This is a genomic window from Delftia sp. WSY_22 (assembly GCF_043104185.1).
GTDB classification, from domain to species: domain Bacteria; phylum Pseudomonadota; class Gammaproteobacteria; order Burkholderiales; family Burkholderiaceae_C; genus Comamonas; species Comamonas tsuruhatensis.
The window spans coordinates 133160-155844 of record NZ_JBICKN010000017.1 but is presented as its reverse complement, the minus strand read 5'-3'; the positions used below and the strand labels follow the sequence as shown (position 1 = coordinate 155844).

General features: G+C 55.0%; 18 protein-coding genes and 1 pseudogene. 13 read left to right on the top strand and 6 right to left on the bottom strand.

Features of this window, described 5'->3' with window-relative positions; all coding sequences use genetic code 11:
- Positions 1-97: 97 nt before the first annotated feature.
- Both ACF8NF_RS09335 and ACF8NF_RS09330 read right to left on the bottom strand, forming a co-directional pair.
- Positions 98-397, bottom strand: a complete 300-nt coding sequence (locus ACF8NF_RS09335; protein ID WP_012206418.1) for an SWIB/MDM2 domain-containing protein — start codon at positions 395-397, stop codon at positions 98-100.
- Between the two features lie 216 nt (positions 398-613).
- Positions 614-1564 (bottom strand): DMT family transporter, encoded by a 951-nt coding sequence (locus ACF8NF_RS09330; protein ID WP_046988750.1) that lies wholly within the window; start codon positions 1562-1564, stop codon positions 614-616.
- A gap of 362 nt (positions 1565-1926) precedes the next feature.
- Here ACF8NF_RS09330 and aceA point away from each other — a divergent pair, with 362 nt between their 5' ends.
- The 8 genes and pseudogenes from aceA to ACF8NF_RS09290 all read left to right on the top strand — a co-directional run bounded on the left by aceA (position 1927) and on the right by ACF8NF_RS09290 (position 13112).
- Complete coding sequence (aceA, locus tag ACF8NF_RS09325) at positions 1927-3258, top strand: isocitrate lyase (protein ID WP_016448318.1); 1332 nt, start codon at positions 1927-1929, stop codon at positions 3256-3258.
- Positions 3259-3728: 470 nt separating this feature from the next.
- A complete protein-coding gene (locus ACF8NF_RS09320; RefSeq protein ID WP_392450497.1) occupies positions 3729-5015 on the top strand; it encodes an ABC-three component system protein in 1287 nt (428 codons plus the stop codon).
- Positions 5012-5491, top strand: coding sequence for a three component ABC system middle component (locus ACF8NF_RS09315; protein WP_392450496.1), 480 nt, complete (start codon positions 5012-5014; stop codon positions 5489-5491). Before ACF8NF_RS09320 ends, ACF8NF_RS09315 begins: the two co-directional genes overlap by 4 nt.
- A complete protein-coding gene (locus ACF8NF_RS09310) occupies positions 5488-7518 on the top strand; it encodes a DUF3732 domain-containing protein (RefSeq protein WP_392450495.1) in 2031 nt (676 codons plus the stop codon). Before ACF8NF_RS09315 ends, ACF8NF_RS09310 begins: the two co-directional genes overlap by 4 nt.
- 334 nt (positions 7519-7852) lie before the next feature.
- The gene (locus ACF8NF_RS09305; protein WP_392450494.1) at positions 7853-9271 is read left to right on the top strand and encodes a protein kinase; all 1419 of its coding nucleotides are present in this window, start codon (positions 7853-7855) and stop codon (positions 9269-9271) included.
- Complete coding sequence (locus ACF8NF_RS09300; protein ID WP_392450493.1) at positions 9268-10419, top strand: ATP-binding domain-containing protein; 1152 nt, start codon at positions 9268-9270, stop codon at positions 10417-10419. Before ACF8NF_RS09305 ends, ACF8NF_RS09300 begins: the two co-directional genes overlap by 4 nt.
- A 2-nt stretch (positions 10420-10421) precedes the next feature.
- Positions 10422-11777 carry a hypothetical protein gene (locus ACF8NF_RS09295; protein WP_392450492.1) on the top strand — a complete coding sequence of 452 codons (1356 nt, stop codon included), beginning with the start codon at positions 10422-10424 and terminating at the stop codon, positions 11775-11777.
- A 187-nt stretch (positions 11778-11964) separates the two neighbouring features.
- Positions 11965-13112: pseudogene (locus ACF8NF_RS09290) on the top strand (IS3 family transposase).
- 300 nt (positions 13113-13412) lie between these two features.
- On the opposite strand, the gene ACF8NF_RS09285 reads toward ACF8NF_RS09290, so the two are convergent.
- From ACF8NF_RS09285 to ACF8NF_RS09270, 4 genes are all read right to left on the bottom strand, one after another.
- Positions 13413-14576, bottom strand: coding sequence for a DUF4268 domain-containing protein (locus ACF8NF_RS09285; RefSeq protein WP_392450491.1), 1164 nt, complete (start codon positions 14574-14576; stop codon positions 13413-13415).
- Positions 14577-14833: 257 nt separating this feature from the next.
- Entirely contained in the window at positions 14834-15847 is a 1014-nt protein-coding gene (locus ACF8NF_RS09280) for a hypothetical protein (RefSeq protein WP_392450490.1), read from the bottom strand.
- A 2-nt stretch (positions 15848-15849) separates the two neighbouring features.
- Positions 15850-18288, bottom strand: a complete 2439-nt coding sequence (locus tag ACF8NF_RS09275) for a hypothetical protein (protein WP_392450489.1) — start codon at positions 18286-18288, stop codon at positions 15850-15852.
- 384 nt (positions 18289-18672) lie between these two features.
- A complete protein-coding gene (locus ACF8NF_RS09270) occupies positions 18673-18969 on the bottom strand; it encodes a helix-turn-helix domain-containing protein (protein ID WP_392450522.1) in 297 nt (98 codons plus the stop codon).
- A 254-nt stretch (positions 18970-19223) separates the two neighbouring features.
- On the opposite strand from ACF8NF_RS09270, the gene ACF8NF_RS09265 reads away from it, so the two are divergent.
- From ACF8NF_RS09265 to ACF8NF_RS09245, 5 genes are all read left to right on the top strand, one after another.
- On the top strand, positions 19224-19592 hold the full coding sequence (locus ACF8NF_RS09265) for a DUF4177 domain-containing protein (RefSeq protein WP_392450488.1): 369 nt from the start codon (positions 19224-19226) through the stop codon (positions 19590-19592).
- Between the two features lies 1 nt (position 19593).
- Positions 19594-20082, top strand: a complete 489-nt coding sequence (locus ACF8NF_RS09260; RefSeq protein WP_392450487.1) for a hypothetical protein — start codon at positions 19594-19596, stop codon at positions 20080-20082.
- Positions 20079-20702, top strand: coding sequence for a hypothetical protein (locus tag ACF8NF_RS09255; protein ID WP_392450486.1), 624 nt, complete (start codon positions 20079-20081; stop codon positions 20700-20702). Before ACF8NF_RS09260 ends, ACF8NF_RS09255 begins: the two co-directional genes overlap by 4 nt.
- A gap of 68 nt (positions 20703-20770) precedes the next feature.
- Positions 20771-21211 (top strand): hypothetical protein, encoded by a 441-nt coding sequence (locus ACF8NF_RS09250; RefSeq protein WP_392450485.1) that lies wholly within the window; start codon positions 20771-20773, stop codon positions 21209-21211.
- Between the two features lie 119 nt (positions 21212-21330).
- A complete protein-coding gene (locus ACF8NF_RS09245) occupies positions 21331-21807 on the top strand; it encodes a hypothetical protein (RefSeq protein WP_392450484.1) in 477 nt (158 codons plus the stop codon).
- Positions 21808-22685: the final 878 nt, after the last annotated feature.

Genomic DNA, 22685 nt, shown 5'->3' with positions numbered 1-22685 from the left:
TTGGAGGGGGGCGATGGCGCATCGCCGGTGGCAGACATCCGGAAAAAAGAAAAGCCGGCCCATGGGCCGGCTTTCATCCGTGGGGCAGGCCCGGGGATTACTTGACGTGCTTGCCGATCAGGCCAGCCATCTCGAACATCGAGACTTGGGGCTTGCCGAACACTTCCTTGAGCTTGGCATCAGCGTTGATCATGCGCTTGTTGGCAGCGTCTTGCAGCTTGTTGGCCTTGATGTAGACCCACAGCTTGCTGATGATCTCGGTGCGGGGCAGGGGGGTGGAACCCACCACGGCAGCCAGAGCGGGGCTGGGGGTGAGGGGTTTCATGAAGGCGGCGTTGGGAGTGCGCTTCTTTGCGGGAGCTGCCGGAGCAGCCGTTGCCTTCTTTGCAGTTGCCATGTTGCTTGTTCCTAGTATGGAGTGGATTCTTTACCAGCGAAAAACCGTCGCTATCCACTGGCAGGCTGATGCTAATGGGAAAAAAACGGTCTTCCAAGCTCACCCGTCAAATTTTTGCCTCGATTTGTTGCTGTGGCGCTGTTTTTTGAAGAGTTTTTGCATTCCTGCTCCCTTTCGGGGGCCGCCATGGCTGGAGGGCCGTCGGAGCCAGCGCTTTCAGAGGCGGCGGACTTCGCTTGTGGAAGAAGGTTCCGAAGAGAGTTTTCGGGCGGGCCAGGTAGCCACAAAAATGCCCAGCAGGGCGATCGCGAAGGCCAGCGCCTGCATGGATGTGACCCGTTCGCCCAGCACGCACATGCCGACCAAGGCGGCGCTGATCGGCAGCAAAACCGTGAAAGTGCCCGCTTGCGAGGCTGGCACGCTGCGCAGGCCCGTCATCCACAGCCATACGGTCCACACGCAGGCAGCCAGGGCGTAGAACAGCAGCAGTCCCCAGATGCTCCATTGCACGCTGCCGAAGTCGAAGTGCCAGGCCAGATACAGCCCGAAGGGAGTTGACAGCGCAAATCCCCAGAGGTTGACGATGGATGTGATGCGTTTGGGCCCCAGGGATGTGGTCAGGCGCTTGCCGATCACGGCGTAAAACGCCTCGCAAAGCACGGCGCCGACGAGCAGCATCTGCCCCAGCCATGCCTGCGACGAGGTCGAAGAGACTGCCGCGGTGCCCGCGTCGGGGCGCGACAGTGCATACAAGCCTATGCCGGTCACAGCCAGTGCAATGGCCAGCCAGGTGCGCGCGGCCACGCGCTCGCGCAGGAAAAGCCAGCTCATCAAGGCCACGGCGGCCGGAATGGCGGCCATGGTCACGCCTGCCGTGACGGCGCTGGTCAGGCTGACGCCGGTAACCATGCAGATGGTGAAGAGGAAGTTGCCGAACAGCGACTCCAGGAACAGCAGTCCTTGTGTGCGGCGCGGCAAGGGAGCCTCGTCAGCCGGCTTGCGCAGCCATCGCAGCATGGCGATGGCTCCTATGCCAAAGCGCAGCCAGGCCAGCAACAGCACCGGAAAAATGGCGGCCAAGGGCTTGGATAGGGCGACATAGCTGCCGACCAGGGACATGCTCAGCGCCAGGCAGGCATAGGCAGATCTGCGATGGGAGGTGTTCACGGCTTGTGGAGTTTGGGGCGGCGGTGGCGCTGCCTGAACGCGCGATGGTACCTGCGGGCACGGCAGGCACCCGTGACATGCCTGTGTCGCGAATGCTTGCCATGCTGTGGCAATTTTTCACTGCATGGAATCTTCTTTTTGCATTGTGAAAAGATGAATTGCTGCGTTGCGCCATTTTTTCTCAATACGAGAAATGCAATTTCACATTGAAAAATATGAAAATAAGCTGTTGATTTTTATGAAGAAAAATTTAGTCTTGTATAAGACACAAGATGTTGATTGGGTCTTCTATAAGACTTAAATTTGATCCCAAGGCCGACGCAAGAAAGCCGCTTGTTTCAACAACCTCCCAGGAGAGCAACATGCCCCAATCCCTGACCCAGCAACTGAGCCGCGAACAACAGATTTCCGCCCTTGAGAAAGACTGGGCGCAGAACCCCCGTTGGAAGGGTGTCAAGCGTGGCTACAGCGCCGCTGACGTGGTGCGTCTTCGCGGCAGCCTGCAGCCTGAATACACTCTGGCCCAGCGCGGCGCGGAACTGCTCTGGGACAGGATCAACGGCGGTGCCAAGAAAGGCTACGTGAATGCCTTTGGCGCCATCTCTGCGGGCCAGGCCATGCAGCAGGCCAAGGCCGGCCTGGAAGCGGTGTACCTGTCGGGCTGGCAGGTGGCTGCCGACGGCAACACCAGCGAAACCATGTACCCCGACCAGTCGCTGTACGCCTATGACTCGGTGCCCACCATGGTGCGCCGCATCAACAACACCTTCAAGCGCGCCGACGAAATCCAGTGGAGCCGTGGCATCAACCCCGGCGACAAGGAATTCATCGACTACTTCCTGCCCATCGTGGCGGATGCCGAAGCCGGCTTCGGCGGCGTGCTCAACGCGTTCGAGCTGATGAAGAACATGATTGCCGCTGGCGCGGCAGGCGTGCACTTCGAGGACCAGCTGGCCGCCGTGAAGAAGTGCGGCCACATGGGTGGCAAGGTGCTGGTGCCTACCCAGGAAGCCGTCGAGAAGCTGATCTCCGCGCGCTTTGCCGCCGACGTGATGGGCGTGCCCACCATCGTGCTGGCCCGTACCGATGCTGAAGCCGCCAACCTGATCACCTCCGACCATGACGCCAACGACAAGCCGTTCCTGACCGGCGAGCGCACGCAGGAAGGCTTCTACCGGGTCAGGAACGGCATGGAGCAATCCATCAGCCGCGGCGTGGCCTACGCACCCTATGCAGACCTGGTGTGGTGCGAAACCGGCGTGCCTGACATCGGCTTTGCCCGCGAGTTCGCCCAGGCCGTGCATGGTGCCTGCCCAGGCAAGCTGCTGAGCTACAACTGCTCGCCCTCGTTCAACTGGAAGAAGAACCTCAACGACAGCCAGATTGCCTCCTTCCAGGAAGAGCTGTCTGCGTTGGGCTACAAGTTCCAATTCATCACGCTGGCCGGCATTCACATCAACTGGTTCAACACCTTCAAGTTCGCCCACGCCTACGCCAACGGCGAAGGCATGAAGCACTACGTGAACATGGTGCAGGAGCCCGAATTCGCAGCCCGCGAACAAGGCTACACCTTCGTGTCGCACCAGCAGGAAGTGGGTGCAGGCTACTTCGACGACGTGACCACGGTGATCCAGGGCGGCTCGTCCAGCGTGAAGGCGCTGACCGGCTCCACGGAAGAGGAGCAATTCCACTGAAGCGCGGCTTCGGTGAGTGCAACTTCAGGTAGATAGGGGTGAGAAAGCGTCCGGGGCTTTGTGCTTCGGGCGCTTTTTCTTTGCTGGGGTTGTGCAGATTGGGCTGCTGCTGGTCGGGTTGGTCACGACCGGCGATTGCTCGGCTCGCCGCGCACCGGCTCGAAGGAGTGATTTCGTGCAGTTCGGTTGGCTCGTGCCGACCCTTTGAGGTCGTTCGCACCGCCTCAGTCAGCGCTCCCTGGGCAGCTGTTGTCGTCGGCCGCTATTCGGAGCTCAATGCCTGATTTATTGCACCTAGCATTCATCATCTTCAGGCATGCCGCTGGCTTCCGATCGATCACGGGGCGATTCTGTCATCCACTCTGCGAGTCCAAAATTACCGACGAATCTAAGCCCTCGGAGTTGTCGCGTCCAAATTTGCCAGCTGTGCACTGAAATTTGTTACAGTTTGAGAGCAACCCAACCGCCGCATGATTGATCGGTTAGAGGCCGACACCTGTGGCAAACGAGTAGAGATTCAGGGCGACAACGTGAGTTCTGCGACAACGGTCACAATAGACGATCACTCCGCTATCGATGCGGCATTGGGGTTCTACTATCAATCGCTATACGGGCTGCTGCTTATCGTCAACGCCATTGAAGACGACGCTGCGGTATGTCTGGAGCGTCTAGACGATGTGGAGATTGCGCTAAATGGCAGATCGCTGCTCGTTCAGTTGAAGCACTCCCTTAGCAAGAAGCCCGCTGGGGTGAGTTTGGCCTCCGTGGCCCTCTGGAAGACGCTCAAGGCATGGATCGACGTGCTGTCAAAGGTAAGCCTTGACGACACGCACTTCCAACTCGTCACTGTTGCGCCCCTGCCGCCCGGCAGCGTGTTGGCGCCGCTCCTTGATGAAAGAGCTTCGCGCACGGGTCTTCTGACGCTTCTGGAGGCGGAGGCCCATCGCGTAGTGAATGAGCATGCTGCAGCCAAGCAGAATGGCAAGAAGTCCTTGCCGCACATCGAGCGACTACCCGGCTGTTCTGCCTATCTCGCGCTCCCGGCAACGATCCGCGAGAAGCTCCTGTCTAAGGCGACGATCCGGCCTGGTGCGAATGACATCAACAAGATTCAACGTGACATCACGAACGCACTCACGAACTTCCCACCCGACCAGCGTGAAGAAATTTCGCGGCGCCTTATGGAGTGGTGGGATATGCAGATCGTGTACTCGTTCTGCTCCAAAAGAGAGAGGTACATCACCACACTCGAGGTTCAGCAGCGATTGCTCGAGATGGCGGGCGAACTGGCGCGCGACGAGTTGCTCGCGGACTTCCAATTCGAAGTTCCCCCCGACGACCACAGCCCGCCGTCGATGATTGCGAGGCAGCTGCAGCTTGTGAGCTGCACCAAGTCCGAGATTCGGTCGGCGCAACGCGAAGAATGGAAAGCACGGTCCCAACGCCATAAGTGGATGGCCGCTCGCGCTGACATGGCTAGCCGTATCGATCGATACGACAAGTATCTGGTCCAAGAATGGAGCGATCTGCACGAGCCGATGGCCGAGAAACATAAGTCAGCCCCGGAAGAGGAAAAGCGGGCTGCCGGCTTGGCAGTCTTTCAGTGGTCGTTCAGTGAGGCCCACCTGAAAGTCGACCCTTTCGCTAGAAACTGGAACGCCTCCTATTACGTGCGCGGCAGCTATCAGGTCCTAGCGGTTGAGAAGAGTGTTGGCTGGCACCCTGATTACGTGACCCTGCTGAAGGACTGCCCATGATTGCTGCGCGTGACATCTTTGCAGAGACCAATCCAGCGTTCTGCGGTGCGGTGCTTGCACAGTTTTGTTCAGCCTACCAAGCAGCACGGCATGGGGCCTGTCCCGCTGCGGCGTTGGTATATTTGGTTGTACCCCTCGTGATCTCGGAAGACTTGGCGACGACCTTTGACGGTTGCAATCGGGAGACTGGGTTCACCCTGTGGATGAGCCGCAACCCGAATGTGTCAGTCGACTTGGCCAAGAAGGTCAACTCGACGCTTCAAATTACGACGACAGCCATCCGCTTTGGCTGCATCGCCGGCATCTTCAAGCTCACAACCAACGGCGACGTTGAGAGCTTCCGGAAGACGTTACCGGCGGCGGTGACGACCGGTGTGGCTGGCGCTGCCTTGAAGCGGGCCCGTCTGCTAGGGATCTGGATGGCCGGGATGGGCTCGCCCAGGTCTGTCCTGGAAGCATTGGGAGTTTCTGTATGAAGCGATGGAACATCGCAAGCGTCTTCTTCATTGGCGAGGAAGGTGCTTTCCGCATCATTGAGCTGGACGCTGGCCGTGTGAACATCATTACCGGCGCATCGGGCACAGGCAAGTCGGCGGTCATCAAGGCATTGGACTATTGCCTGGGGTCGTCAAAATGCCAGCTTCCTGTCTATGTACGACGCCGCTGCGTTGCTGTTGGCGTCAAGTGGGTAAGGGGTGTCGATGAGATGATCTCGTGCCGCCAAGTCCCACTTGTCGGGAAAGCGCCAAACTCCTACATGTATGTGACTACGGGGCGGAACCTAAAGATTCCTCGTTCTGTAGACGAGTTTGAAGGAAGAGGGCTCGTCCCAGTCAGTAAGGCAAGGTTAGGCGAGGCGTTCGGCATCGAGGTAATGCCCATAGGAGACTCCGGGCAACCCGAGAGAGACGGGCTGGACAGACCGTCGATCCGCCAATTTACGCCGTACGTGTTTGTCACTAAGGAGGTTATCGACAGCGAGACGGTCCTGCTGCATGGACTTGACGACAATCGCAAAGCCCCCCCCATCATCTCCACGATGCCCTACTTTCTGGGCGTGGTGACTGGGTCGACGGTGGCCGCCGAGCGGCGCCTTCGACAGGCGCGCAGAGCCCTGGAGATCGACTCTGCTCGTGAAGAGGCTCAAGTCACAAGGGACAGCGTACTAAAGCAGAGGTCGCGGGTACTGCTTGGTGAAGCGCAGCAACTTGGACTGACAGAGCGGCCGCCCGAAGGGGCTGACGAAGCCTTTCTCATCGGCATGTTACGCATGGCAGCGTCGCCAGCAGCTCGTCCGCTGCAATACCCAGGTGCTGACCAGCTTGACACCTTGCAGGAGCGCCGCCAAGCCGCACTGAAGGAGTTGAGCCAAGCTAAGCGCAAACTTCGAGCGCTGGCCGTGACGGAACAGGAGTCGTTGGACTACGAAACTGCGGTCAGTACCCAGCAACAGAAACTGCGCATTGCCGAGCATCTTCACCTGCTAGAGGTGCCCACAAAGTGCCCGGTCTGTGAGTCTGAAACGGCCGCCGGCACTGAAATTGCCACTGCCATGAGGCGATCGCTTGAGACTATTCGTGCAGAGACGAGCGCAGTTGGGCGCCTTCGGCCACAGATTGGCGAAGCAACAGAGCAGCTGAACAAGCGGGTTGAAGAGCTCAGCGGACTTCTGAGAGAGCTTGATGCTGCAGTCGCATCTGCGCTGAACCAGATTGCCGAGGCCAAGCAATTTGCCGACCTTGCTCAGCTTCAGTCCTTCTTCCGAGGCAAGGCGACATACTTCCTTGAAACCGTCGAGGATCAGCTTCTGAGGCCCGCCAAAGACCTGAGTAAACAGCGGGATGAAATTGCGGAACTGGAAGCGCAGGTTGACGCTGACAACCGACGAATCCGCATGCGCCGTGCGGAAGCAGTCGTCTCACATTACGCCTCTGAAGCTTTCTCGAATTTGCCAAAGGTTGAGCCATGTGTTGATGCAGAGCTCATTTTCTCGGCCCGGGAGCCTTCCGTCTCTGTCATTGAGGCTGGGCCTGAAGGTGCGGTGCTCTCGATGGCGGATCTTGGTTCGGATCAAAACTGGCTGGCAGTCCACGTAGCACTGGCGTTTGGGCTGCAAAGGCACTTCGAGAAAGAGCGCAGGCCCGTACCCGGCTTCATCGTCTTCGACCAGCTCAGCCGCCCCTACTTCCCCAATCAAGATAGGAGCTCCGATGAAGCTGAGGACAACGTGGATGAGGATGGCTCCGAGGTCGAACCTGACGTGGATGAAGCCCGATCGGATGAAATCTCGATTTCCAACGACGAGGATTACATGGCCATGCGACAGCACATAGACTTCCTCTTCAAAGAGGTGGAGGCGCGGAGCGGCTTGCAAGTCCTTCTGCTGGAGCATGCCTACTTTCCTTCGGACCCTCGCTATGTGTCAGCGACGAAGGAGCGCTGGACCAAGGCGTCGGGCAAGGGCCTTATCCCTCGTGATTGGAAGCAACGGTCTACAAAGTAGCTATCGAGTGCGATTCCCAGTACGCCTTGCAGGCTGACTTTTGTGGTATCGGCATGGTGATCCGCGCGACGTGAAGTGTCCCGAACAATCTACTTTCGGCGGTAGAGCTTGACAAGCGGAGGCCAGTCTCGAGCCGCCAACTTGGAAGATGGACAGGCATCCACCAGGAGTGGCTATCCCCTGCAAACCTCCATGTACCAGCTTCAGCTGTGAATTCAACCAATTGATTCAACACAATGTCTTCACTTTGCGCTCTAAGTGCCAAATCTAATGGTTGCAGTGCGTAACATTTCTTGTTATAAGATTGATACATAACTTTGAGGGAGTATTTTCTATGGATGCAGCTCAGGCCGAGATCTTGGTGAATAGTCTACAGAACACCACTGTAGGTGGCTGGCACATTAGCGAATTCCTTGGCGCTGGAAAGTCGGCCGTGGTGCTCCGATGTGTAAGGGGGGTAGAAATTGGTGCCATTAAAGTATTTCATCCAGAGCTCATTCAACGCTACGGTAAGTCTATCCAGCTGGAACGAATATTGCGTGAAAAGAGTTTGGTTGGTTTCTCACATCCGAATTTGATCCGTATCCTAGCCGGCGGCGAATGTGAGGAAACTGGACATTTGTATGTCGTCATGGAGCAGCTGCTCTTTCCCAATCTGCACACTGAACTGCAAAAGATTCCGCCGGAAACTGTCCCAACTCTAATCTCGCAAATCGCTTCGGCTGCAAGGTTTTTAGAGGACAGAGGTCTTATTCACCGCGACATCAAGCCAGAAAATATTGTAGTTTCACCGGACTTTTCCAGAGCAGTCCTTCTTGATCTTGGTGTTTTGCGACCAGTTGGCTATTCCAACCTAACCGACGTTGATCAACGCCCATTTATTGGTACATTGCGGTACAGTTCGCCCGAATTTTTGGAGCGTAAAGAAGAAGATACGTTAGAAGGCTGGCGTGCGGTGACCTTCTACCAGCTTGGCGCTGTATTACACGATTTGTTAATGAGGCGCGTGCTATTTGAAGAAGAGTCCGAGCCCTATCCGCGATTGGTGAAGGCAGTGCTCGAGAAAATCCCAATCATTCATGCCTCCAATGCGCGATGTGTCGCGCTGGCTACACATTGTTTATTAAAAAATCCTGCCACTCGCCTTGAGCTAGTCAACTGGGAGCGCTTTCAGTCCCTCCCAGTTGATCCACCTAACACTCTGTCGCTGGCTAGAGATCGCATTAAGCAGAAACAAAAATTCTTCCAAGTCGCTGCGATACAGTCAAAACCATCAGCCAGTGTCTCTAAGCTGAGTCGAAGAGTTCTCGATGACGTTTGCAACCGTGTGGAGTCAAGAGTCGCCTCCCTGATGAACGATCTTCAGGCATTTCCCCTTCGTACAACCAAGTCGGTGAAGGACGCGGAGCGGGGATTTTGCGAAACTTGCATTCACTTTGAAAAAGACCTTCAAAAGGGAATAGACTTTCGGCTAACTTTTTTACTCCGCTTTTCCTTGATTGACGAGAACTTCGGAAAGCCCATCTTTCGTGCCGAGGCTGCAGCTGCAATGACATGCGAAGAGATTCTGCCTAGCCAAATGCCGATTGGACATTTTATCCAATCGAGTGAGCTCGAGCAGTTACTCGATGGTTCAAATTTAGAAGCGATCTTCATGAGTGCACTGGATAATGCCTATGCTCGCGTCGAGACGAACGATATTCCTGGTATTGACGAAATAATTGAATTGGCAGTCAAGGAGGTAGCAGAGTGAGTGACAGTTGGTGGAAAGATGAAGACGATCTGGTCCCTGAACAGGCCCGCCTGCTGGACTGCAGCGAGGATAGGAGGCTGCTAATAAAGGGCCCGCCTGGATCAGGTAAAACAAATTTACTGCTATTGCGTGCTAATCAACTCTATCTAGGTGATTATCCGAATCTACATATCGTTGTATTCGGTTCACTTTTAAAGCAGTTTATTCAGATCGGGGGACATCAATACGATTTTCCTAGTGAGAACATCGTTACACAAGCTAAGCTGTTTAACGACATATTGCGTGCTGAGGGCCAAGGTGTAGAAGATGAGGAGCTAGAGCACAACGCCGCCAGAGCCGAGCGGGCGAATAGGCTGCAAAAGTTGATTGACGAAGGACGGGTGGGAGTGCAGTTTGAGGCCCTACTGCTTGATGAGGCCCAAGACTATACACCGCAAGAAATTTTACTGATGAGTAGGTTGACGGAAGTGCTTATTGCCGCAGGAGACTCGCGTCAAAAGATCTACGATGTAGAGGACTCTTCTGAGGCTCTCGTTGCCTGTACGGAGGAGGTATACCCATTAACGTTTCACTTCCGCAACGGCATCGCAATATGCCGTGTCGCTGATGGCATCATGAAAGGTGCTCCTGATTATGAGCCACTCCAAGCGCGCACTAATTACAAGGAGGCTGAGTATCCTTCGACATTCATGCCCAAAGGTGGTTTGACGCTTGATGAACAGATTGCGGCAATGGCGAATCAGATTAAAGATCAGCGATTCGCGTACCCTGATGATCTTATCGGAATCCTTTGTCCGCGTAATGAAGAGCTTACTGCCATATATAATGGTCTGATTGACTTGGGTCTGGGGGATTTCATCACTCGGGCAAACGTTAAGAGTTTTGACTCTAGCAAGCCAATTTGGCTATCAACCTTGACGGCAGCGAAAGGTCTTGAGTTTCGCGCTTTGCATATCGCAGGATTGGACTATCTATATCGGATGGGTGGAGTACAAAGACGTCTCATATATACAGGCATCACAAGAGCAAAAACTGCTCTAACAATTTACTGGCATAAATCTATCCCAGGATATTTAAGATCAGCTATTCAAGGGGTTGAGCCGCCTAAGGGCCCCGTTAACAAAAAACAGATATTTGGAAAGGGCTGAGCATGTGGTCAGCACTTGTTAATCGTCGTGAAGTTTTCGAAGTATTCCTCGGATCAATAAAATCTATTGAGCGGCGTATTCGTGAAACTTCTGAACTGAGTCTTGGGTATGGTGGTGAGACGCTTTTAGTCTGGGAATATAATCCTACGCTACAGCCCATGCTTCCCAGTTTGGTGATAGTCGCAGAGGAGGATATTCAAAGTACTCTCAGTGCAATTGCCGCCGCTCCGCAATCGCCTTCCCCTGTTACAGCACTCAGTCGTTTTCTTACTCACGATGAAGCTACGCGAAATTTTGACGATGAAACACTAGAGTTTGATGGCCGCATATTGCCAGCTTTGACGGCGCTGACGTTTGCCGAAGCAATGCTTCACGGCGACGGCCGTATCGGAATCAAGCAGTTATCGCCGCTGATTTGCCGACGGACCTTGTCGTTCGCTTGGGGGAAAACCGTTGCCTCACGCACCGGAGGGGAGGCCTTTCTTGAGCTCCCCTCGCGATGGCTGGACGTTTACTCTATTTTGAATTCTAGCTCCGCTAATGACGTCGCACAATATGTTGTGGATCCTTTTGTAGGCATTCTCAGTCTTTTGACACAGATTGGGCATGGATATTGCCCAGAAACAGTAGCCGGAGCGTTGGCCTACGAATTGCTTAATGGGAATGATGATGCAAAAGAAAGGGCATGGGAAGCCTTAGGGGGCAAGCTGTCTCGTTTTGTCAGAATCGATGCTCTCCAATCGCTAGCGCGAGAGGAGCGAGGGAGCTATCTGCAAGACGCATTAAAAATGATGTCAATGGGAAGCGGCAGGGAGCAATTTGAATTAGCTGCCGCATGTGCCTTCCTTGCAACGCGGCTTGCGCCGGGATCATTGGAGCACCTTGAAATTCTCAGGAATCATAAGCGCCCTGATTTGCTTGCGTGGTATAGCATTTTTGCATCACTTCAAAGCCCTAGGGAAATACTCTCTTTGTACGGAGGTCTTGGATTTAGGTTGGCACGCGACATGGTACAAGTCGAAGATAAGCTTACCCCTCCGGCTGCTGATATTGCATACACCGAACTTAGGATGCTGGCGCGAGGTAGTCTTGACTCATTGGCGGGTAAAGTCGGGCATTCAAGTGAATTGCAGGTTGAGTTGATTCCTTATGTTTCAACTTCATTCACATTTCAGTTAAAAAACCGCAACAAGAGATCCGATGGTCAGCAGCATTTGGGTGTGGAATTAACAGAGCATGAGCTTTCTTCACGGGCACGCTTGGCGCAGATTGCCCGCGAGCTATCGTATATTGCTCAAGAGTTTCCCGATATTCCGGAAGAATATTTCCCCTTACGGAAGACGCGGAGGCGGATGTAGAAGACATCAACGGTTTGACGATAGTGTCTTGTCGTAAGTCGACGTTTGCACCCGTCGAAATGAAACACAATCTCCATCAAATTCACTCGGCGGGTTCAGACCACCTGCTGAAATGTTTGATGAGTGTGGGCTGCTGCCGGTTTCGATGACACCTTGTTAAGGTGGCAGATGAAACCGGAGGTGGTTAATGGAGAGAAGAAGGACATTCAGTCGCGAGTTCAAGCTCGAGGCGGTCAAACTGGTGGTTGAGCGTGGCGTGTCTGTGGCCCAGGCAGCCAAAGACTTGGACGTTCACGAGAACGTGCTGCGCAAGTGGGTGCGTGAGCTGAGGCAGGAGCCTTAGGAGGCGTTCCCTGGCAACGGCAAACAAAAGGCGCAGGATGCTGAGATAGCACGGCTGCACAAGGAAGTGGCCAAGCTCAAGATGGAGCGCGACATATTGAAAAAAGCCGCGGCCTACTTCGCGAAGGAGTCGATGTGAAGTTCGGCTTCGTGGCGAAACACCGAGGGGCTTGGCCGGTCAATCTGATGTGCGAGGCGCTCGGTGTCTCGCGAGGCGGCTTCTACGCCTGGCTCACACGACCCAGGAGCCGGCGTAGCCTCAGCGACGAGGTGCTGGGTGCGCAAGTGCATCAGAGCTTTGTACGCAGCGACCGCACCTACGGCGCACGCCGTGTGTGGCACGACGTGCTGGAGCAAGGCCAGACCTGTGGGCTGCATCGTATTGAGCGGCTCATGCGGGAGCAGGCGCTGCGTGCGAGACCGCGAAGGCGTGGACTACCCAAGGACCGTGGCGCGCGTGGTGCTGTGGCTGACAACGTGCTGGACCGTCAGTTCCAGGCAGATGGTCCGAACCAGAAATGGGTGGCCGACTTCACCTACATCTGGACGGCAGAAGGCTGGCTTTACGTAGCTGCGGTACTGGACCTGTACTCCCGTCGAATCGTGGGCTGGTCGATGCAGGAGAGCATGACCTCGCAGCTCATGGTGGACGCGCTGATGATGGCTGTGTGGCGCCGGGGCAGGCCAGTGGCACTGCTGCACCACTCGGACCAGGGTAGCCAATACACAAGCGAGCACTTCCAGAGGCTGCTGGACGAACAGGGCATCACTTGCAGCATGAGTCGGGCTGGCGAGGTCTGGGACAACTCGGCCATGGAGAGCTTCTTCAGTTCTCTGAAGACCGAGCGCACGGCCCGTAAGGTGTACAGGACACGAGGCCAGGCCCGCTCAGATGTGTTCGATTACATCGAGTGCTTCTACAACCCGACGCGTCGGCACTCGACGCTCGGATATCTCAGTCCCGTACAGTTCGAGCAAGCTCAAGAAGCTTAGGTCGGTGTCAACGAGACCGGCAGCAGCCCATTCAGGCAGCTATGATGGCGGAATGCCTTAAAGCAACTGGCCTCCATGAAAGCCGGAGCGATTCATCTTGTGGTGCCATTTGGAAAAAAGGAATCACCGACTGGCGGCTGCCATATATCTAGCCGTAAGGCCTACTAAGTTCAGCACGTCCGGTTTAGTTTCCAACTTTACCGCGCAGCAGTGATTCCGGTCAGCATTGTAACATGCATTTCAACGATTGATCACAAAGACAGGCCGCGCGCTCCTCGTATCGGAAAGAGCCTTGCTGAGTCAAGTGGAGGTGCCGTCCTCCACAGCAACGTCCTTCGAGAAGAGCGAACGTGCCACAGTCCTGAGTGCTGGCACCTCTTTCTCGAAGGTCTTCTCCATCTTGCCCACGTGAGTAACCAGCCAGTCAATCATCGCCGGCCAGGTCTCTCGGTTGTGGCCCTCAAAGGACTCCGCACACTCGATGAGAGAGACCTTCTTGTCGTCCATGCGCCGCCAGGTTAGCTCACAACCGAAGGCTCCCTCAACATGCTCGCGGCGTGCGTACAGATAGTCAAAAAGTGCCTTGTTCGTCTCCTTGGAACGCGTGCCTAGGGCGAATTCAACGCGAGCCTCATCTCGATTGAAGATCATTGTGTAGTGAACACCTCCCATGCCAGACCCTGCATTTAGCCAATGGTCTCGACTTGGGCCCACATTGCTGTAGAGTTGGATATTCGCCTTGGTCAACGCCTCAAGTGTCGCGTGCCAGAAGTCTGTGCGCAGTTTGTGCCTAGTGGCTTGACCTCGTTCAGAGGAAAGCTCCTCAGTCTCTTTCTCAGAGATTCCAATCATGAGCTCTTCGGCCTCAGGTAGTGGAATGACTTGCTCGACTGTCAAGAAGAGGTCTACACCATCCTTGAAAGGCGTGGCGCGAAAGCATTTCACGAAGACCCGGTGCTTGAGTAGCCACAGGACCGTCGAAGTTACCTCTTTGCGAAATTGCGCGGCGACCATGATGAGCCGTTGGTCATTGCCAGGATTGAGGACCACTTCGGCGAATTCCTCTTGGTCCAGGAACTCGCAGATAAGCGATTTTGCATCGCGCCCGGGCCTCGACTTGTCCAGGTGCTTCTGAAAAATCTCCGCTATCTGGGATTTAGATAAGGTAGAACAGTAAGAGGCGTACTTCAGCGCTTGCCAGACGACATCACGTCCCGAGTCGTCAAGCTTGTTCTCGATGATGACCAGATTCCCGCTTTTGTCTATGGCCAGAAGGTCAAGGCGCTCTCGCGTGTCGTCAAATCCGTCAAACTCTTTCTGAATTATCAGCAATTCCTCGCCAAGCGCATCCGGTTGATTGGCTAACCACTCTTGGAGGTGGTGCCGCTCGGTGAAGCCCAGATCGGAGAATCTGACCTCTTTGAGTTTAACGATGCGGTTAGAAATTGAGTTGATGCGATACATGTGAGCCTGTGGTCGTTGCAACAATTTCCGATTAGTCAAGCGTCGGCGAGCATCGGTTTGCCGGGAGATGGCTGCCCGCTGAGGTTGGTGCCGATGACCACCCCGAGTGTCGGATCTTGACGAGCATCGGTAAATGCACATGATGACGGCGATCGGCTCCAAGCGCACCTTAGCAGTCGCCTTCAACTACCGAAGCAATCTGTCGCTGCCCAGTCGGGCGTTTGCTACAGGGGGAGCGACATGCCATGAAGAGCCTGCTATTGAAGCGCCTCGACGAAGTCCTTGGCCTCGCGCAGGAATTGACGGAGGTTTAGAGAGTTGGCGTACTGCAGTGCGACTGCATAAGTTGGGAACTCGCCAGCATGCGCATGGGCGTTCATCAACTGGTAGGCCTGAAAGAAGGCGACCAGAATGGCGTGCCAGTTGGTAGCCTCGACCGACATCTTGTTTGCCGGACGCCACATGACGGCGAAGAAGGTTGGCTTTAGGACGTTGTCTCCTGAACCAGAAAGGTTACGGCTCAGTTCTTCTGCTGTGGTGGCCAGCTGCTTGGGCGAGTGTGCGAGTACGAGCTTGAGGATGCGGGCCGCAAGGAACTTGGAAGTGGCGGCAGCATTAGGGCGATAAGCGCGCGGATCGCCTGCCGCTGCGGTAAGGTGTGTTGAGAACAGTTGCAGCGAATCTTGTGCGTCGACGCACTTTGGGGTGTTGGGCTGCAGGGCATCAACGCACAACGCAATTCGTCTCGGATCACTGGCATATATCTCCGTAAACTTGTCGCAAATAGCAGACTCAAGCTGGAACAGCAGCTCGCCTACATGGTCCATGCGAGCTTCTGGGAAGTTAAGGGGTTTCATCTCGGCCGACTGTCCCAAGTCGTTCACTGAGAAGAAAGTGGAGCTAGCTGGCAACAGGGGGAACCAGTCGGGCAGCTCAATTGGCGAACTGGCATTCACAAGCCGAAATTCTTCCTTCGATAAAATCAGGAACGTCATGAGCTCCGGGGTATCCGCCGCAATAGGCTCAATGCGCACTCTATTGGCCTCGAAAAGATCCATCGCGTCAGCCAAGACGGCATTGGCATCCTTGAAGCTGGCAGTTCTGAGCACCATGGGAACGACCGCTTCCTTACCGATCCAAGTCCAAAGTTGCGCGGCTATTTCATCCCGAGAGCCCTCAGCGTAGCGCACCCAAAACATGCGGATGCAGCTGTTGGGTCTCCAAGGAACAGCGCGGATGAGTTGCAAGATCTGCTGTGAGGAGTAATTCATGGTCAGTTTAACTTCGGAGCTGCAGCGCCAGCCAGGCGGGCGAGCAGGCGTACGCCTGCTGACACTTGTCCGCCGTTGTCCTTGAGAAAGTTAGCTTGTGCGCCGGTGATGAGCAGGCGGGCTGCGGGCATCCGTGCCATTGCACCGAATGGCGCGCTCCATTGCTCATAGCCACTGAACGCGCAGGTGAAACTCTTGGGGTGCTTAGCAGCAAGCGTCCGAAGGGTAGTCGCGATTGCACAAAGCCAAGGCTCATCAAGTCTAGCCTGCTCGCTCAGATACTCCGCCATTTGGCCGTTAAAGAACTCATAATGTGGGCTACGCTTCAACGCTGCAGGAGCCAGCCGGTCTCGTGTGAAATCGGCAAATTGTTGCCTGTTCAACACCGCTTCATCTAGTCGATATCTGTTGCTGATTATATAGTCGCAGAAGTCCACCATCAAGTTGACGGTTAAGTAGGGGTGGCCACTTGTTTCTTCATAGACGGCCGCAGCAAAGGAAGCGTTAAACGGGAGCTTCTCCGTGAGCACATAACGCAAGAACTGTGAAAACTCAGAGTCTACACCGCCTTCAATGTGCTCGAACAATGGGAAGCTAAGTTGGCGAACAAGCGGGCTGAGTTGGTTCTGAGCCGACAAAACCAAGTAGGCGTCTGGTCGTTGACCCATAAATATCAAAAGGTTGCGAGTCGCGAAGTCCACCATTTGGCTTAGCAATGGCAGGGCCACCATTACCTTCAGATCTCTGTCTGTGCGTACGTATGCGTCTATTAATTCGAACAGCGACTCGTACTCATCGATGATGAAGACGACGCGTTTATTGCCGGCGTCAACTGCGGTCGCTGCCAGCGCGCACTCCCGAACAACTTTGGCGAAAAAATCGTCCGCTAGGTCGCTTGCTGCTTTGAATGCGTCTCTGATGCGAGTTGCAAAGATATTCTGAAGGGGTGCCCTCGGTACTCGGTCCATTGTCTGAGTAACCACAACAGAGCCGCCACTACTGTCCGCAAGCTCCTGCGCGGCTGTAGTCTTGCCCGAGCGCCGCACGCTGCACCACAGATGAACACCGGTACTGCCGTCGAACTCCTCTAGAAGCCGCTTCACACTGTGCCGCTGCACTAGGAACTGGCGACGGAAGTCAGGGTCATCGAGTGGGAAATCGCCCGCGTAGTTATGTGTTATCACGCTTGGCGCACCGTAGGCGTCATCTCGAATCTCACGCGCCTCAAGACTCGCAAAAATCAACTCCGACAGGTGGTGGATCGCCTGAGGTTCTGCTGCGTGTCCCTCAGTATTAACGACGCCAGGAATTGCTTCATGCTCAGCCCAGCGGGCGACCCTCTCATCCAGCGATGCCACCACCACCCCTGCGTGTAGTGCTTGGGCAGCCGTTATAGGTTGATTTGATTGCAGCTTGCCTTGCCAGAAGCAGGTCACTAAAAGGTCTTGTCGGCGAATGCCTCGTTTAGCCGATAATGTGATGTCCAACCGTGCTGGCAGTTGGACTGACATGCGGCTCAGCCTAGGCAGAATGACGTCATCGCCATAGAATTTGTGCGCCAAACGGTCGACGGCCAGAAGGGTCCCCAAGAGGGCGCGGTATAGCTCGTCGTCCCGATGACAGGCCGGAAACTCTTCGAAGAACGCCGTTAGATCTTCTCCCTTGCAAAATCCAATTGGTGGAACCCAGCTTCGTGGGTTCTTGGTGAGAAGCTGCCAGCCAGCCACACCGCCAAGGTCAGCGGCGCCGTAGCCACCTGTGATCCCTGATAGCATTCCTGATGTAAGCCCCCACAATATGTTTGCGTCTGTGGCAGAGTGTATGGATTGACGCTTATCGAGGTAGACGGATACCACCACATCAAGAAACGCCTGAAGGCCACTGATCGACTTAAGCTCAGCGACTGCTGGCATCAGTCCACGCCGAATCTGAAATGCATAGCCGCGGTCAAAAATCATCTTCGAGTGGGCGGCGAACCGCTCCGAGATCAAGCTCACCTCAACGTCGATGGCACCCGAACTAGGAAACTCACTCAATGCGCTGTCGACGATGAATTGCACTACGTCTCGGTAGTGGGGCGACCATTTGAAAATGTGGTTGTTTGCTAGTTGTAGCAACATCGCTTCAACACGTGTGCTGAGTAAATGTTCGGTCGAAACGGGTGACACCTGACTTCGGACGGTGGTGCCATCATTCACACTTGGTGCCGAAGCCACTTTTTCCAGTCGCTGATCCAGTGCATTTTGTAGGTCGCGACGACGCTTCTTCTGAAAACCTTCGATCAAACTGCGGATGTCGTGAGACGCTAGGACTAGTTCTTGCGGCCCTAGATGTCCGATGAGCTTCGTCATTTCAACGGAAGCTTGGCTTACAAGGTTCGCCTGAATAAGACCAGAAATACCCGTCAGGGTTTGCCGTGTTTGTGCGCTCACTGAAGCCATGAAGCCTGAGTCCTTCCTTTTGGTCGGTGTTTGTAGACTGATCTCTGGATGTCGCCGCATCCACTCGCGCAGCAATCTTACTTTTCGAGATGGGATCACATTATTTAGTGTGGAGAATTGTGCCACAACGTGTCGCACCATGTGCTAGTTTGCTGATTCAGCGCCTGTCGCTTACTTCTCACCCGGACTGGTGGCCGGATTAGGGGGCTCGATAATTGCTCCTGGTTGGCTGCAGTAGTTTCGCAGCGACCGGCAGCAATCGCGGCACTGCAGGCTTTGACCGAGGCCCTGCGAACGAGTGCAATAGGTTGGACTGCGTCAGTCGTGCGCCACTCGGTAAGATCTGTTCGCAAGTGAGTGCATCATGGTATCGTGATTCGACAGTTAGTCATTCGATGCGTCTTTCAGGCGGCTAACCCAATAGGCAATTGTTCGATGGCGAACTGAAGGACTAAGCATTCTCAGTGCCAAGAGAAGCTCGGCTACCTCGTCATCTTCACAATATAGATACGCGAGTGGAACACCTAGTACGTCTGCGATCAGTCGCGCGGTCTTCACAGGGGGCTCATGTGTTCCCAGCTCATACCTGCTGATGCGGGCACGGCTTGATGACTCATCAATGCCGATTAGCACTCCTATTTTTTCTTGAGGCCACTGCAGGGCTTCACGCCGAGCACGCATGCGGCGCCCTACGACATTGGATAGCTCCGAGGATACAGACTTCATGTAGCGAGTTTCGTTACACTGTGGTAGCCTGTCGTCACGAAAAACGTTACATATATAAGTAATTGATTATTAATTTATAAGCGAGGAACTTGTTAAAGATGTTTGAAGTTGGTTGAATATATTTTTATTTTATGAATCTTATTTGATGACAATAAATTTTGGTGTTTTAAAAAATTTCTCATGTTTCTTATTTCAACCTGGAGAATTAGATGGAGTACGAATACAAGGTCATTGACGTAGCTGATGGAGCGATCAGTTCGCTTTTGCTCGGAGAGGGCCGAATAGAAACTGAAGTTCTTGAGGCTTATATCAATGCCATGGCGTCAGAAGGATGGCGCATGGTGTTTATGGAAAAAGTCATGCAAAGGCATCTTGTCATTGCAGATAGGGAAACCGTAATGATCACTTTTGAAAGGAGAGTGCCGGAGTCCGAGCGCGCCGCAAGAGCCGCGAGGTGCATTGACGATGTAATTCGTGCTGAAGACGGCACCAAGCGCAAGGGGCGTGGAGCGGCTGTCGGAGCAGCGGGCATGGTTGCCGCAGGAGCGGTGTTGAGCAATCTACTGAGCGAGGAATAAATTGGATCTGAACCAAAAAATTGCCGAGAGAAGGGCGCAATTGCAAAAGGAAGAGGCGGCCCAGGAGGCGCTCAAGCGGCAGGAGGCGCTTGAACAGCGGCAAAGGGAGCAAGCGCGCGAGAGGGCGATCAAAGAGTCTGCCGAGAAGGAGGCGGCGCGGAAGATTCAGGAGATCGAGGCTCAGCTGCACGGCACCAAGGAGCAGGTATCAACTGATGCAGCTCCCGTGCTGGATGAGCGAGTAAGCCAGGAGGCAAAGAAGAAGGTAGATGCACATATCAGCGCACTTGCCAACAAACGATTCACCAAAGGAGAAAACTGGGCATTTGGCCTCCTCATGCTGGGCACCGTCCTTGGTTTCTTTATGGCGTGGTGGGTTGGCCTGGGAATGCTGATTTGGACTTGCTACTACGTCACCAAGGTCAGCAATCGTCACGAAGCCGAGATCAGGGCCGAGTTGGCTCAATCCGAAGAAGGGAGCAACGAATGAAGAGGGTTTCAACCGCGATCATGCTTGTGGGCATCGTCATGCTCATCCTCGCCTTGGGCAGCGATGTTGCTGTTGATGGTATGGGAGGGCGACGGATCACGAACAACGGCTTGATGCATGACCGCCTGGTCAATATCATCCTGAGCCTGACCCTGATCCTGGGCGGTCTGCTGCTGAAGCTGTTCGGGGAGAAGCTGTCAGGGCCCTATCTGCAGGCCATTGATCAGTTGCCAGCGAGTGAGTACTTCGCCCGCTGGGCCACGGCCATCCTCTCCTCTGCCTGTGTGTGGGTGCTGCTGCTCATGTATCTCTGGCCCAAGACGAGCGTGGCGGCTGCGCTGCTCGCTGCCATGGCTTGGTGCTCGTTCCTTCCGCAGGCGACCTATAAAGTGCTCAAGCGGGTCTGGATTGGCACATTGTTGCTGGCGGTGGGGATGGCGACCTGGCACTTGATTGCCTTGTTCAGCACAGGTGTCAACGCGTTAACGCTGGGATTGATATCGGAGGGGGTATCTCTGATAGGAACGGGACGTTTGCTGCCTTTGTTTTCTCTAATGCTCGGAGTGCCTTTGCTGGTGTCAATCGGAGGTGTCACTTTTTCTGCACTCAAGTCAAAGTGAAATTTATTGGCCATGTTTCTTGTGCTAACCATTTAAAGGGTATTTATTGACTGAATAAGAGTAGCTGTTTGGTTGTTTCCTTGTTGGCCCGCCCTGGAGAAATCCTCGGCGGGCTTTATTTTTTAACAGAAAGGAGTTTTATGCGCGTTTATGCGGATTCCCTATCTATTCATGAAGCCTGCGGCCAAGCCCGGTGCACCGAGCTGGATAACTTGATCAGCCTGCGTATTGAAGAGTTGGCCGAATATGAGGTGGATGACCTGTCCAGTCTCATCAAAATCCTGGTTCTGGCGCCCAGCGACGCATTGACTACTGTTGATGCGGAACTGGGTTTTTCACTTCTTGGTCGCCATTGCGATGTCGCCGAAAGCCATCGGGAATGGTTCGAGCTGACCCTGGTGCTCAGTGATGACGGCTTCGGTGTCGTGATCTACGTGCCCAAGCATGCGGATCTTGATCCCCTGCTGACGGCCTATTGCGCCAGCCAGGTGAGGGCCACATCAAAGTGACCCGCCTTCATCACCCACCACCTGCCGCCCATCGAGGCGGCTTTTTTTGTCTGAGGGGGTTTTGCCACCTTATCTGATAGGCCACCTGCCTATCGCATCCATCTACCAAGGAGAACTTTATGAGTGAAATCGAAGCGACAGAAATCGGGCAGCAGCCCGTATCGATCGACAGCATCTACAACGGCAAGTGCCTGTCAGTGTCGGGCCGAAGCACGCTCACCTACACGGTGGGCCGGAGCCAGGGCGACAACGCGCTGTACCTGCGCATCGCCGATAGCACCGGCAACGGCGTGTGGTGCAAGGACTGGGCGCCAGCATCGGCCATCGAGGTGATCGTTTCGGGGGCGCAGGAGCTGACCGCCAAGAGCTTCCATTGCCTGCATCCAGGCAAATCCATCAACACTGGCGGATTCGTGCTGGCTGTGCTGCGGGACTTGGGGCTCATCCGGCCCGGCGAGGTGAACACGCGGCTCCATGAGCATGTGCCTGGGGCCACTCTGGAGGGGATCATGCGTAACCCGCCCAAGGCAAAGGACGATGGCAGTGCCGCCAGCATGGCAGGGAAGTCGCGCCGGAAGGCAAAGGAGGGGGCTTGACCCCGGGCATACAGGCCGCCTTGGTTACGGTATTGGTGCTGGGCATGTGGTTCAACGCTACACGTCCCATGGCCATAGCTGCTGCCGCTGCGCTGACCTTTATGTATCCCCTGTTGCTGATCGTGATTCTGGTTGGCGCGGGATCTGCACTGTGGGTGGGTTACTTTCGGAAATAGACTGAGCCAAGCTCCCGGAGGAAGTCCGCTCCAGCCTCTGCGCCCTGGGGGGCGAGGGTTGGGCCATGGCGACGTGCGACGGCCGCCCCATGAGGGGGGTGATCCCGGACCCCTGCCGGGCTCGCCTGGGAGCAATCTGGGCACCAGCCGGGGCGACGCGGTGCTGCCCAGCCCCCCCCCCGGCCACCCGGGCCCCGGGGGGCGCTACCCCTCCCCGAACTCCGCCACATCTGCCACGGCGCCACCCGCCGGGCCATGCCCTGCAACAACGTTGCGGCGTTGCGGATGTTGCGGATTGGGGCGGGGCTGTGGGAAGAGCGCAAAAATGCTGCCTCAGAGCAGTTTTGTGGCGGAAAAGAGACGTTCCTGTTTTTTTTTTCGTTGCCCGTGTCTTCTCTGCTTTTGAGCAGTTTAAGGCGTTTTGCCCTCTGCGCTCCTTCACAGAAGTGCTTCTTTCCTAAGCAAAAAAAAATTCCCCAGCTAGAAGTGCTTCCAAGCCAAGGAATTTTGTTTTCCTTGTTTGGTGTGCCTCCATTCCTTAGATTTTTACAGCTCGCTTCTAGAAGGCTCTCTATTCCTAGAAGAAATTCAATCCCATTCAGAAGTACGTTAAGGCTTATATATTTTAATTTCCTTGTTTGCTGTGACTCCATTCCTAGTGATTTGATTGCCGTGACCCGATAATTGACCTGGGTTTTTAAG